Source organism: Vibrio zhanjiangensis, from assembly GCF_030161235.1.
GTDB classification, from domain to species: Bacteria; Pseudomonadota; Gammaproteobacteria; order Enterobacterales; family Vibrionaceae; genus Vibrio; species Vibrio zhanjiangensis.
Window position 1 is genome coordinate 1 of record NZ_BSPW01000114.1, and the last position, 503, is coordinate 503.

The 503-nt window shown below is 46.3% G+C and carries 1 pseudogene; it reads left to right on the top strand.

The window, feature by feature from the left end:
• Nucleotides 1–6 precede the first annotated feature (6 nt).
• Nucleotides 7–503, top strand: a pseudogene (locus tag QQK21_RS21745) (transposase); the annotation flags it as partial.

The window sequence follows — 503 nt, forward strand, 5'->3', positions numbered from 1 at the left end:
TGTTCAATGACAAAACGACAACGACGTACATTTTCTTCTGAGTTCAAAGTGGATGCTGCGAGTTTGGTTCTCGATCAAGGCTACTCAATAGCTGAGGCTGCACGCTCTCTAGATGTTGGTGATACAGCCCTGCGCCGCTGGGTCGATCAATTAAAGATAGAGCGTGGTGGGAAGACTCCAACCATTAAAGCTCTTACACCTGAGCAACAGAAAATCCAAGAGTTAGAAGCTCGAATTAATCGCTTAGAAAGAGAAAAAGCCATACTAAAAAAAGCTACCGCTCTCTTAATGTCGGACGAACTCGAACGTTCTCACTAATTGACCAGTTGAGGGAGCACGAAACGGTCAAAGTGCTTTGTGGGTTGTTCGATGTCGCATCTTCCTGTTACTACGAGTTTAAGCAGCGTAAGCCGGATGCCTATCGCATTCGGTTAGCTAGCCGAATTAAGGAGCTCTTTAACATGAGTCGCGGCGCAGCTGGCAGTCGAACTCTTGTTTCTATG